The organism is Micromonospora sp. AKA38 (genome assembly GCF_027925725.1).
GTDB lineage: Bacteria > Actinomycetota > Actinomycetes > Mycobacteriales > Micromonosporaceae > Micromonospora.
Genome location: NZ_BNEI01000004.1, coordinates 19,909 through 31,891, shown reverse-complemented (window position 1 = coordinate 31,891; position 11,983 = coordinate 19,909). Strand labels below are relative to the sequence as shown.

9 protein-coding genes are annotated in these 11,983 nt (G+C 72.2%); 4 read left to right on the top strand and 5 right to left on the bottom strand.

The genetic code is table 11. From position 1 onward, the window contains the following. Positions 1-35 precede the first annotated feature (35 nt). Both pulA and TPA0908_RS15785 read right to left on the bottom strand, forming a co-directional pair. The gene (pulA, locus tag TPA0908_RS15790; protein WP_281938690.1) at positions 36-5,555 is read right to left on the bottom strand and encodes a pullulanase-type alpha-1,6-glucosidase; all 5,520 of its coding nucleotides are present in this window, start codon (positions 5,553-5,555) and stop codon (positions 36-38) included. 141 nt (positions 5,556-5,696) lie between these two features. Continuing rightward, entirely contained in the window at positions 5,697-6,392 is a 696-nt protein-coding gene (locus TPA0908_RS15785) for a cellulose binding domain-containing protein (RefSeq protein WP_281938688.1), read from the bottom strand. Between the two features lie 153 nt (positions 6,393-6,545). On the opposite strand from TPA0908_RS15785, the gene TPA0908_RS15780 reads away from it, so the two are divergent. Beyond that, complete coding sequence (locus TPA0908_RS15780; RefSeq protein ID WP_281938686.1) at positions 6,546-7,145, top strand: GNAT family N-acetyltransferase; 600 nt, start codon at positions 6,546-6,548, stop codon at positions 7,143-7,145. A 54-nt stretch (positions 7,146-7,199) separates the two neighbouring features. On the opposite strand, the gene TPA0908_RS15775 is transcribed toward TPA0908_RS15780, so the two are convergent. Beyond that, on the bottom strand, positions 7,200-7,853 hold the full coding sequence (locus TPA0908_RS15775; RefSeq protein ID WP_281938684.1) for a GOLPH3/VPS74 family protein: 654 nt from the start codon (positions 7,851-7,853) through the stop codon (positions 7,200-7,202). A gap of 196 nt (positions 7,854-8,049) precedes the next feature. On the opposite strand from TPA0908_RS15775, the gene TPA0908_RS15770 reads away from it, so the two are divergent. Further along, complete coding sequence (locus tag TPA0908_RS15770; RefSeq protein WP_281938681.1) at positions 8,050-9,558, top strand: APC family permease; 1,509 nt, start codon at positions 8,050-8,052, stop codon at positions 9,556-9,558. Positions 9,559-9,631: 73 nt separating this feature from the next. Here TPA0908_RS15770 and TPA0908_RS15765 read toward each other — a convergent pair whose 3' ends face one another. Further along, positions 9,632-10,021 carry a hypothetical protein gene (locus TPA0908_RS15765; protein ID WP_281938679.1) on the bottom strand — a complete coding sequence of 130 codons (390 nt, stop codon included), beginning with the start codon at positions 10,019-10,021 and terminating at the stop codon, positions 9,632-9,634. A gap of 40 nt (positions 10,022-10,061) precedes the next feature. Then, on the bottom strand, positions 10,062-10,775 hold the full coding sequence (locus TPA0908_RS15760) for a hypothetical protein (protein WP_281938677.1): 714 nt from the start codon (positions 10,773-10,775) through the stop codon (positions 10,062-10,064). On the opposite strand from TPA0908_RS15760, the gene TPA0908_RS15755 reads away from it, so the two are divergent. Both TPA0908_RS15755 and TPA0908_RS15750 read left to right on the top strand, forming a co-directional pair. Then, positions 10,774-10,962 carry a hypothetical protein gene (locus tag TPA0908_RS15755; protein WP_281938675.1) on the top strand — a complete coding sequence of 63 codons (189 nt, stop codon included), beginning with the start codon at positions 10,774-10,776 and terminating at the stop codon, positions 10,960-10,962. The genes TPA0908_RS15760 and TPA0908_RS15755 overlap by 2 nt on opposite strands. A 53-nt stretch (positions 10,963-11,015) precedes the next feature. Then, a complete protein-coding gene (locus TPA0908_RS15750; RefSeq protein WP_281938673.1) occupies positions 11,016-11,744 on the top strand; it encodes a hypothetical protein in 729 nt (242 codons plus the stop codon). Positions 11,745-11,983 lie beyond the last annotated feature (239 nt).

Sequence of the window (11,983 nt, the reverse complement as noted above, 5' to 3'; positions counted from 1 at the left end):
CCACACGTGGCTGGAGGGCCGGTCCGCTGCTGCGATCAGCTCTGCACAAAGACCGCCACGCTGCGCGCCGGCACGGTGAACGTGCCACCGGACCGGTCGAACGACGCGGTCCGCAGCGCCGGGTCGGCGGAGTTCCGCAGCACCGGGTGCAGCGCCACGCTCGCCCCGCGCAGGCCGGCCACGGTCTGCTTCGCCGTCTCCGGGGTGGCGTTGAAGACCACCGTCACCGACTTCCACGTTCCGCCCAACCCACGGGCGTCGAGCGTCATGGTCAGCACGCCCGGGGTCTCCTGCGCCCCGGACAGCGGGAACGCGACCCGCTTCTGCACCTGCTCGGCGGTGGGCAGGCCGAACACCGGCGAGGACCGGCGGATCCGCAGCAGCTCGGCGTACCGGGCGTCGGCCAGGTCGATCGCCGCGCAGTCCGGCACCAGCTTCGGATCGGCCAGCAGCGGCTTGGCGTACGGCCACTTGTCCTTGTTGTCCTGCTCCGGCGGGAGGCCGGCGCCGAAGCCGTTGCCCTGGGCGCAGTCCCAGCGGATCTGGTTGAACCAGTCCCCGGAGTTGAACGAGTTGCGGTCCAGCGACTTCGAGCGCAGCCGCTCCGAGCCGGCCGTGACGAACCCGGTGCCCTGCCCGAACGCGGTGGTGGCCAGCGCCAGCACCTGCATCCGGGCCCGGTCCTGCGCCGGGGTCCCCTGCGGCAGCTTGTACGCCAGCGCGTCGTACAGGATCTCGTTGTCGTGCGCGTCGACGTAGGTGACCGCCTCGCCCGGCGCGGCGGTGTAGCCGGCCGGGGAGCCGTTGTAGTCGACCTGCGCCCCGGTGACCGTCTTCCCGGCGGAGTCGGTGAACCGGTAGTCGCGCAGGTTACCGGTCAGGCCCACCTTGATCAGGTCGTGGGCGTGCAGCAGCCGGGCCTTCTGCTCGGCTGCCGAGCCGTTGACCTCGTCGCCGTTCGGGTCGGTGTACAGGCCGGAGGCGAAGCCCTGCACCCGCGGGTTGGCGTCGAACGGGCCGCCGCCACGCACCGCGTCGCGGAGCCGGTCGTTGAACGTGCCGATCCCGGTGCCGGCCATGTTGGCCTGGGTGGCCTGCGTGAACCGGGCGTCGTTGGCGACCTCGCCGAAGTTCCAGCCCTCCCCGTACAGCATGATCTTCTTGCCGTCGACGCCGTCGCGGGCGGGCGTGAGCTTGTCCAGCGCGGCCCGCACGGCCAGGATGTTCGCCTTCGGGTGGTGACCCATCAGGTCGAACCGGAAGCCGTCCACCTTGTACGCCTTGGCCCAGGTGACAAGCGAGTCCACCACGAGCTTGCCCATCATGGCGTGCTCCGGGGCGGTGTTGGCGCAGCAGGTCGAGTTGGCGACCGTGCCGTCGTCCAGCAGCCGGTGGTAGTAGCCGGGCACCACCTGGTCGAGCACCGACTTTCCGTCGGTGCCGGCGGCCGAGGTGTGGTTGTAGACCACGTCCATGACCACCCGCAGGCCGGCCTGGTTCACCCCGGCGACCATCTGCCGGAACTCGGTGGTGCGCTTCGCGCCGTTCGGGTCGACCGCGTAGCCGCCCTCCGGCACCGTGTAGTGCAGCGGGTCGTACCCCCAGTTGTAGCCGTCCTTGTCGGCCACCGCCGCGACGCACTTCTGCTGCTGGTCCGAGTCCGGCGGCAGCTTGGCCAGGTCGCAGGCCGGCTGGGCCTGGTCGGCCCGCTTCTCCGGAATGGTGGCGAAGTCGAACGCCGGCAGCAGGTGCAGGTAGTTGACGCCGGCGTCGCCGAGCGCCCGCAGGTGCTTCATCCCGGCCGTGTTCGGGTCGGTGAACGCGAGGTAGGTGCCCCGCTTCTCCGGCGCGACGGTGGTGTCGGCGATGGAGAAGTCGCGTACCGACAGCTCGGAGATCTGCGCCTTCGACGCGGGCACGGCCGCCGGCTTACGCAGCTTCGCCCAGCCGGCCGGTGCCAGCGCCGGGTCGGTCAGGTCGACGATCTGGCTGTGCGTGGAGTCCGGCGCGAGCGCCACCGAGTACGGGTCGGTGACCGACGCGGTGACCACCTTCTGCGCCGCCGGCTGCCAGGCTTCGACCTGGTAGCGGTAGTAGCGGCCGGTCCACGCCGTGGTGCCGCGCACCGACCAGACACCGGTGCGGTCGTTGCGGGTCATCGCCACCGTGCTCGGCTGCGCGGTGGGCGAGTCGAACAGTTGCAGCGACACCTTCCGCGCGGTCGGCGCCCACACCGCGAGCGTGGGCACCCGGCCGGCGAACGTCGGGCCGAGCTTCACCCCGGTGGCCGCCGCGTAGACGTCGTCCAGCACGCCGGGGATCTGCACGCCGGTGGCGCTGAGCAGCGCGCCCTCGGCGTCCCGCTCGGTCACCACGAGCTGCCCGCGCAGCGCCGCCGGCACCTTGGCCAGGTCGGCGCGGTCAAGCGTGAACGCGTGATAGGCCCAGAGCTGGGGGTACGCCTGCCGTTGCGCCTCGGTCAGCCCGTTGCGCTGCGCCCGCAGCGGCAGCGTGGTGTACGTGCCGGTCAGTTCGCCGTCGGCGACCCCGATCCCGCCGGCTCCGGCGGCGACGAGCGCGTACTTCTTGCCGTCGGTCGGGCCGGTGGCCCAGGCGACGGTGGACCTGTCGATCCACTGCGCCTTCTGCTTGGCGATGTCGACGTCCTTGGCCGTGCCGGAGCTGGTCGCCGGCAGCAGCCGGCCCTTGACGCCGGCCAGCAGCCAGACCTCGTGCCCCACGCCGGTCAGGTCGAGCCGCTGGTCGTCCGGCTGATCCTTCTCATCTCCCTTGTGCAGGATGTAGCTGAGCCCGGTCGCCCCGGCGGCGAGGGGCACCCGGAACACCGCGCCGTACGCGTCGATCCTCTCCGGCTTGAGCGGGGCGGCCCAGTCGGTCGGGTTGGCCGCGCCGTCCCAGAGGTGCAGGCCCCAGCCGTCGTAGTTGCCGTCGGCCTTGCGCCAGTGGATGACCGCGGTGTTCTGGTCGACCGGCGGGGCGGGCTCGCCGGTGGCCGCCTCGCGGGTCGGGTAGAGCGTCGGGTCGCCCTGCTTGACCCAGACCTCGCCGGTCTGCGTCACGTCGATGGTGCGGTCGTTCGCCACGTCCTTGTTGCCGTCGGAGTCGACCACCAGGAAGCCGACCGACTTCGCGCCGGGCTTGAGCTTCACCCAGGCGAACCGGCCGTACGCGTCCTCTCCGGCGAACGGCTGCCCCTTGGGCCACTCGGTGGCGTACGCCGGGTCGATGTCGCCCCAGGCGTAGAGCCCCCAGTCGGCGTAGCCGCCGGCCGGGCGCTGGTAGTGCACGATCGCCCAGTCCCGGGACGCGCCCTGGGCCGGGGTGCCGACCGTGCCGGTGGTGCGCGCGGTGGCGGTCCGGCCCTTGCCGTCGCGGACCACCGCCTTGTACTCGACGGTGGCGCCGCCGGGCAGGCCGGTCAGGTCGTGGTGGACCGTGTACGGCGCGCGGTCGGCGGTGCCCAGCAGCGTCCACTTCCCGCCGGGGACCTTCGCGGCGAACGTGACGGTGGCGAGCGGGTCGCCACCGATCTGGGCGGTGATCGCGGTCTTGCCGGCCACCGGGGCGTCACCCGGCTCGGTCAGCGTGATCGTCGGGGCCGCGCCGGCCTGCGGGATGGCCCGGTCGGCCTTGAGCACCACTGCCGACATGGCCGGCACGGTCAGGCTCAGCCTGCCGTCGGCGCCGGCCGTGGCGGTCGCGGCGTCGCCGTAGATTGCGGTGAAGCGGGTGCCGGCCGACCAGGTGTCCACCGTGACAGTCTGCGGGGTCGAGGCGTTGTTCACCGCCGCGACGTGTTCCACCCGCTGCGCGGGCAGCACACGGGAGAACGCGAACACGCCGGGGCCGTCGGCCGCGTACCGGGTGACCTGGACGCCGTCGCGCAGCGCCGGGTGCGCCGCCCGCAGCCTGCCCAGCTCGGCGATGGTGCGGTAGAGCGGGTGCCGGGTGTCGTACTGGTCGACGGCGTGGGTGCGGGTGGTGCCGATCAGGTCGTCGTCGAGGTAGTCCGCGGTCTTCGAGGCGAACATGTCTTGGCGGGCGTCCTTGTCCCCGCCGGGGCCGGTGAAGCCCTGCTCGTCGCCGGAGTACACCACCGGCTGGCCGCGGGTGAGGAACATCAGTTGGTGCGCGAGCTGGTCGCGGCGGAGCTGGGTGGCGTCGTCCCCGCCGGCCGCGGCGACGAACGAGCCGATCCGGCCCATGTCGTGGTTGCCGAGGAAGGTGGGCAGCCGGTTGGCGTCGGTGTCGCGCGCCGAGTAGAGGTCGTCCTTGGCGTACACGTCGGCGAGGGCCTTGGCCGAGCCGTCGGCGGCGGTGTAGCCGCGCGCCGCCTCCTGGAACGAGAAGTCGAGCGTGGCCGGCAGGCCGCCCTGCCGCACGTACGTCGACTCGATCTCCTGGTCGGCGCTGTAGACCTCGCCGAACATGAAGAAGTCCTTCTTGCCGGCCTTCGCCGCGTAGGCGTCGATGCCGCGGGTGAACTGCGGCCAGAAGTCGAGGTTGGCGTGCTTGACGGTGTCCAGGCGGAAGCCGTCGACGCCGGCCTTGCCGATCCACTGCCCGTAGATGTCGGTCATGCCGCGGACCACCTCGGGACGCTCGGTCCACAGGTCGTCGAGGCCGAAGAAGTCGCCGTACTCGCTGTTCTCCCCGGCGAACGTGGAGTCACCGCGGTTGTGGTACATGGTCGGGTCGTTGAGCCACGCCGGGACCTTGACCTTCGCGTCGGCCGGGCTGGCGAACGTCGGGGTGTACGGGAACGACTCCCGGTTGACCTGCGGGAACTTCCGCGTGCCGTCGGCGTAGTTGCGGTCCTCGAAGGCCCGGCCCTGCGCGTCGGTGTACGGGGCGGTCTTCTTGTCGACGTAGCCGTACTTGTCCTCGGCGTAGCGGATGACGTCGGCGGTGTGGTTGACGATGATGTCGAGGTAGACCTTGATGCCGCGCCGGTGCGCGAGGTCGACCAGCTTCTCCAGCTCGGCGTTGGTGCCGAAGTGCGGGTCGACCTGGGTGAAGTCGGTGATCCAGTAGCCGTGGTAGCCGGCCGAGACGTCGGCGCCGGTGCCCTGCACGGGCCGGTTCTTGAAGATCGGGGCGAGCCAGATGGCGGTGGTGCCCATCCCCTGGATGTAGTCCATCTTGTCGATGACGCCCTTGAGGTCACCGCCGTGGTAGAAGCCCTTGTCCGCCGGGTCGAGGCCGGTGGCCAGCCGGTCGCCGCGCAGGCCGCCGGTGTCGTTGCGCTTGTCGCCGTTGGCGAAGCGGTCCGGCAGCACGAAGTAGAACTGCTCCGCCTTGGCGGTGGTGGCGCCCGCCTTCAGCAGCGCCTCGGCGGACGGCTCCCGGTTCCACTGGGGGGCGTTGCCGGCGGCCAACACGTCGGGGGTGACGGCGCGGTGGGCGCCGTCGGCGCCGAGCTGGTGGAGAGCCGTCGGCACGCCGACGAGGGCCACCGGCACGCCGACGAGGGTGAGTACGAGGGAGGAGACCAGGGCGAGCAACGCCTTGGGGGATATCGGCGTCGGTTTCATCGACGGCCTTTCTCTGGTCGCTGATTCGCCCGCACGCTAGCTCTTGCCGAAACATTCTGCAATAGCTTGCAAACAAAGTCGAAACACGACAGCCGTCTTGCAAAACCGTCCGGACCACGCGCCGTCGTCCGGACGGCTGGATCAGAGCCCGGCGCAGGTCACGCCGTCGACCGTGCAACTCTCCGGACGGGTGGTCCCGGTCCGTTCGAGGTGGAAGCGCACCGGCACCGACGCGCCCGCGGCCAGGTCGACGCCGCTGCGGTACGTGACGACACCGCCGTCGAAGCCGAACGTGCCCTGTTCGGCGCCCTCCACCCAGGCGGTGACCAGCCGACCCTGCGGGAACGTCAGCCGCACCGTCCAGCCGTGCGCCGCACCTCCGGCGTTGACCAGTCGCACCTCGCCGATGAAGCCGCCGTCGAAGCTGCTCACCACCGCGTACCGGCCGGTCACCGCGGACGGCGGCGCCGGCGGGGGCGGCGGCGGCGACAGCGGCGCCGGACGTACCTCACCCCGCGGACCGCCGGTCGACACGGCCGGCGTCGGCCTGGCCGGCAGCACCGTCGACCGGGGCGACAGCCCCGGGACCACCGGGCGGCCGGCCGTGCTCGGCGGACCGCCAGTCACGCTGGGCGAGGTCGCGGTGGCGGTCGGCAGCTCCGGCAGCGATATCGCCGGATCGGTGGGCGACGCCGGGAACGTCCGCCGGCCCCGCACCGAGCCGAGCGCCACCACCAGCAGCACCACCATCACGATCACGCCGATCGCGACGACCACCCAGGGCGACGAGGTGATGGCGGACCCGGTCGACGGGGTGGCGCGACGCGTGCGGGACATGTTCCTCCTGTTCGCCGGGCCGGGCCAGCCTAGCCACCGACACCCGGGGGCGGCGAGCGGTCCGTTCGGGCCTGACCCGCGGCTCGGCGACCTGATACGTTGCACGCCGATCGATGACCACAATGGCTCGTGCAGCGGCAGGACGGGTGGCCAGTGACAGAGTGGCAGGGCAACATCCGGCGGGCGTCCACAACCGACGCCGCCGTCGTGACCGGGATCCTCGCCGAGGCGTTCATGCGGGACCCGGTGAGCGGTTGGATCTTCCCGGCGGAGGACCACCGGGCGCGGGTGCACCCCGCCTTCTTCGGGCCGTTCGTCGCGTTGGCGCTGCGGACCGGCGAGGTCCACGTGGCCGGCGACGGGCTGGGCGCCACGCTCTGGCTGCCCGTCGGCGACGACCACGGCGCCGACGAGGGCGACGAGTTCGCCGAGCTGGAGGCCACCATCGGGCCGGACGCGATGAAGCGGTTCGGCATGCTCGACGAGCAGATGACCGCCAACCACCCGGCCGAGCCGCACTGGTACCTGCCGTTCATCGCGGTGCACCCGGCGCACCACGGCACGGGCGTGGGCTCGGCGCTGCTGCGCGACAAGCTGGCCGAGTTGGACCGGGCCGGCGCCGCCGCGTACCTGGAGGCCAGCTCGGCGCGGAACGCGGCGCTCTACGAGCGGCTCGGCTTCCGCCGCCGGCCGAACACCCTGGACCTGCCGGACGGGCCCAGCCTCTACCCGATGTGGCGCGAGCCGGCCTGACCGAGCCCGTCCTCCCGTCCCGGTCCGCCGGGGCGGGACGTCATCGGCGGCAGGTCACCGACGGACCGTCGTGGTGCTGGCGTCCAACGCGCCCACCACGGCGGCCAGCAGCCCGTCGAGCTGCGCCGGCAGGAACCGACGGCAGTCCCGCATCCGGCCGCCGACCTGCGGGTCGAAGATGTGCGCGGCGAGCCCGACGGCCTCGGCGAGGCTCGCCAGCAGCAACGTGCCCGGGTCCAGTTCGGCCGGGGACGAGTGCATCAGCATGGCGGTCAGGCGTACCCGCGGCGAGGCCGCCTGGTTCGGGTCGGTGGCCGGCCAGCGCACCTGACGGCCGATCAGCTTGCCCTGCTCCCGACGCAGCACGCCGGCGGTGACCAGCCGCGTCCCGACCCGCTCGTTGATGTTGAGCTGGGTCCGCAGGTAGCGGATCCACAACCGGGCCGGATGCGCGCCCTCACGACGCAGGATCTCGGTGATCAGCAGATCGGTCAACGGCTCCTGCCAGAGCCGCGGGTCGACCGCGGCGATGCCGCCACCGTCGAGCGCGATCCTTCCCTCGAACATCAGCTCGGCGAGCGCGGCACCGGCCAACCCGCACTCCAGCCGGTCGACGGCGACATGCGGCTTACCGGTGAACTCGTCATGTCCGATGAGGAACAGCGCATCGGCTAGCCGGTACGTGGCTTGTGCCCCGGGGTAGGTCATGGTCCATCCTCGAACGGTGGCCGTGATCGTCGACACGGGACGGTACGGCATGACCACGCACAGCTCAATTCCGGTCGTACACACGCGCCCTAATCGATATCGAAGCGGGGTTGTGACGATCCGTGATCACCAATACCCTGCCTGAGGCTGTTCCGAAGTAGACATCCTCAACCCCTTCCCCTCCCCTGGAGAAGCCTTGTCCTCCGATCCGTTCTTCTCCGACGGTGGGCTACGCCGCGGCCGTCTCGGCACCGCCCATCTCGTCTTCTTCACCGTCGCCGCCTCCGCCCCGCTGACCGTTCTCGGCGGTGGCGTCACCACCATGTACGCGGTCAGCGGCAACATCGGCGCCGCGCTGGGCTACGTCCTGCTCGCGGCCGTGCTCGCCATCTTCGCCACCGGCTACGCCGCGATGAGCCGGTACGTCGCCAACGCGGGCGCGTTCTACGCGTACATCGCCAACGGCCTCGGCCGGGCCGGCGGGGTGGCCGGCTCGGCGGTCGCGCTGGCCGCGTACAACGCCATCCAGATCGGTCTCTACGGGCTGTTCGGCGCCATCATGTCGGACTTCATGTCGGCCAAGGCCGGGCTGGACCTCAAGTGGTGGGTCTGGGCGCTGCTGGCCTGGGTCTTCATCGGCGTGCTCGGCGTGCTGCGCATCGACCTGAACGCCAGCGTCCTCGCGGTGCTGCTGGTCCTGGAGTGCGTGGCCGTGCTGATCTTCGACCTGGTGGCGTTCGCCCACCCGGCCGGCGGCGCCGTCACCACCGCCGGCATCAGCCCCGGCCACCTGTTCGGGGCCGGGTTCGGCGCCGTGCTGGCGTTCACCATCGCCTCCTTCACCGGCTTCGAGAGCGGCGCCATCTACAGCGAGGAGGTCAGGGACCCGCGGCGCACCGTGGCCCGGGCCACCTACATCGCGGTCGCGTTCACCGGCCTGTTCTACGCCTTCTCCGCCTGGGCGCTGACGGTGCTGACCGGCCCGGAGAACGCGCCGCAGGCCAGCGCCGAGGCCGGCCCCGGCGTGATCTTCGGGGCGCTCGACCAGTACTCCGGCGCCGTGGTCGCGGACATCGCCAACGTCCTGTTCATCACCAGCGTGCTGGCCGCCCTGCTGTCGTTCCACAACGGCGTGGCCCGCTACCTGTTCGCGCTCGGCCGGGAGAACGTCCTGCCCCGCTTCCTCGGCGCGACCTCCAGCCGCAGCGGCGCCCCGGTCGCCGGTTCACTGGTGCAGAGCATCCTGGCCGTGGTGGTCTTCGTGGGGTTCGCGATGTCCGGGCGGGACCCGGTCATCGACCTGTTCACCTGGCTGTCCGGCTCGGCCGCGGTCGGTGTGGTGCTGCTGATGACGCTCACCTCGGCCTCCGTCGTCGGCTTCTTCCGCGGCCGTGGCGGCCCGGAGTCGGCCTGGCAGCGGGCGATCGCCCCGGCGCTCGGCACCGTCCTGCTCACCGCCGTGCTGCTGGTGCTGCTGTTCAACTTCGACGCGCTGCTCGCGCCGGACACCGCCGGCTACCTCAAGTGGCTGCTGCCGGCGATCCCGGTGGTGGCCGGCGTGCTCGGCCTGATCTGGGGTGGCGTGCTGCGCACCAGCCGGCCGGACACCTACCGGCGGATCGGCCAGCTCGACGAGGAGGGCCTGCACGAGCCCGGCCTGCACTCGGCTCCCGAGCCCGACCGCTGGGCCCGCAGCCACCGCTGAACGAGTAAGGCGGGGCCCCTTCTTGACGCCTCCGGCAGAGAAGGGGCCCCCGCTCACCACCGTGGAGCGGGGCTCAGGCGGTGCGGATGACGGTGCAGATGGCCGGGCCCTCGTCGGTGGCCCGCAGCAGGTAGCGGTAGTGCTCGCCGGGCACCGCGCCGCCCTGGCTGTCCAGGAACTCCCACCGCACCGCCACCTCGGTGAGCAGCGCCGACACCTGCTGCACCTCTTCGATCTGCGCGTTCGCGGCGACCAGCTCCCGCTCCTGGTAGTCGGGCGCGGCGCCGACGAAGCTCAGCGCGACCGCCGCCGGCGAGGTGAACGAGAAGCTGTAGGTGTCGGCGACCACCAGCCCGGGCAGGGCGTAACAGGCGGCGATGGCCGGCACGTCGGCGGTGGTCAGCGCCACGCCGTACCTGTCGAAGAAGTCGGAGAGCGTGTCGAGGTCGGTGGAAGCCGTCACGACGCTCTCCATTACCGGCCCGCCAGCCCGGCAAACCTGGTCAGCGCGGTGGGATGCGCACCTCGATCTCCTTGCCGAGCTGCGCGCCGCCGGTCAGGGCCAGGTCGTCACCGCTCCAGAACCGACCCGGGTCGTACCAGTTGGGCCGGCGGCCGGCCGGCAGCAACCCCATCGCCTCGTAGGTCACCGCCACCACCTCCGCGCAGTACGCGGTCTCCAGCGCCCGGTCACGCACCGACGCCCCGTCCGCACCCGGTGCGCCGGCACCGCCCGCTGCCCGGCCCGCGCCCGGTGTCCCGCCAGTGTCCGGGCTGGACGGTCGCCGGCGCGGCATCGGCACCCGACCCCGGGCCCAGCGCCAGGCGAGCTGCGCGGTCGACGGGAACGGGGTGCCGTCCAGACGCGCCACGGTACGCAGCACCGCCTCCTCCATGGCGCCGTCGGCGGGCGGTTCGAGCTGACGCAGCCAGCCCCGCTGGCCGTACCGGTTGGCCCACACGCAGACCGCGTCGCGCAGGTCGTGCAACTGCACGCCGCGCTGGCGGGTGCCGGTCCACATGTCCGGCAGCGAACGGCCCAGCTCCGCGTGCCACATCAACGGCGGCATGTCGTCCAGCACCACCGCCATGCCCACGTGGTTCACCGGGCTGTTGGTGGTGAACTGGATGGCGCGATCGGGCACGCTGCGCCCACGGAACACCCACAGGTCGCCGGTGCGGGTCAGCTCCACGGCCTCGTCCAGGCTGATGCTCATGGAGGACTACCCTAAGCCGATGCGGCAACGGATGCGGTGGTGGAAGGTGCTCGGCCTGGCCGGCCTGGCGGGCGTCGCGGCGACGGGCGTGGTGGTGGCCCGGGCGGAGCGGCAGCGCCGGGCGTACACACCGGAGGAGATCCGGGCCCGGCTGCGGGAACGGCACGCCAAGGCGTCCTCCTCCTGATCCGGCGAGAACCGGGGCGGCGCGCGACGACGCGCTGCCCTAACATCGCCGTCATGGGAAACAGTTTCTGGGAGACACAGTTTGTGCTCGACCCGCCGGCCGCCCCCGTCGAACGACACGGCGAGGTCGACCTGCACCTGCCGACCGGCGGCGGCCCCCACCCCGCGGTCGTGGTGGTGCACGGCGTTCCCGGGCCGCCCGACGCACCCGACGCCCGGGACTGGCCGCTCTACCGGGGATACGGCGCGCTCCTCGCCGACCAGGGCGTGGTGGTCGCACTCCCCCGGCTCTCCGTGACCAGCCCCGACGACCTGCGCACGGTCGCCGCCCGTGTCGCCGACGCGGCCGACCTGCTCCGCGCCGATCCCCGCGTCGACCCGGAGCGGCTGGCACTCTGGTTCTTCTCCGGCGCCGGGCTGCTGCTCGGCGACTGGCTCCGCGACCCGCCCCGCTGGCTGCGCGGCCTCGCCGCGACGTACCCGCTGCTGGCCCCGCTCCCCGACTGGCCCCCGGTCGACCCGCGCTTCCACCCGCTCGACGCCCTGACGGCGGGCGACGACGGCCGGCCACCGCTCGTGCTGACCCGGGCCGGTCGGGAGCGGCCCGAGGTCACGTCCACCATCGCGGCGTTCACGGCTGCCGCAACCCGGCACGGGCTGCCGTTGCACCTGGTCGACGTGCCGGACGGACGACACGGGTTCGACGCCCTGGACCACACCGAGGAGTCGCGCGCCGCGGTACGCGCCACCCGCGACGCACTGCTCGCCCTGCTCACCGCATGACCACCCAGCCGAAGTGCCGACACCCTCGGCGCACCCAACCGGTCCGCCTGGGCGGCAGGAGCCCGCCCCACCACGCTGATCATGAAGTTGGCTGCCGGATTGTCGGCGTGTCAGCCCGCCAACTTCATGATCAGCGCGGGTGGGTGAACGTTTTGCTCAACGGGGGCGGTGGAGATCTTGGTACGCATCGGGCCGCGGAGGTGCGGTTCGGTACCGAGATCTCCACCGGGTTCACCCTT

What these genes read in the sequence shown, in the direction of transcription:
- TPA0908_RS15785 (WP_281938688.1), bottom strand. Translation starts at nt 6,392, where the DNA reads ATGTCCCGCACGCGTCGCGCCACCCCGTCGACCGGGTCCGCCATCACC.
- TPA0908_RS15755 (WP_281938675.1), top strand. Translation starts at nt 10,774, where the DNA reads ATGGAGGACTACCCTAAGCCGATGCGGCAACGGATGCGGTGGTGGAAG.
- pulA (WP_281938690.1), bottom strand. Translation starts at nt 5,555, where the DNA reads ATGAAACCGACGCCGATATCCCCCAAGGCGTTGCTCGCCCTGGTCTCC.
- TPA0908_RS15775 (WP_281938684.1), bottom strand. Translation starts at nt 7,853, where the DNA reads ATGACCTACCCCGGGGCACAAGCCACGTACCGGCTAGCCGATGCGCTG.
- TPA0908_RS15760 (WP_281938677.1), bottom strand. Translation starts at nt 10,775, where the DNA reads ATGAGCATCAGCCTGGACGAGGCCGTGGAGCTGACCCGCACCGGCGAC.
- TPA0908_RS15750 (WP_281938673.1), top strand. Translation starts at nt 11,016, where the DNA reads ATGGGAAACAGTTTCTGGGAGACACAGTTTGTGCTCGACCCGCCGGCC.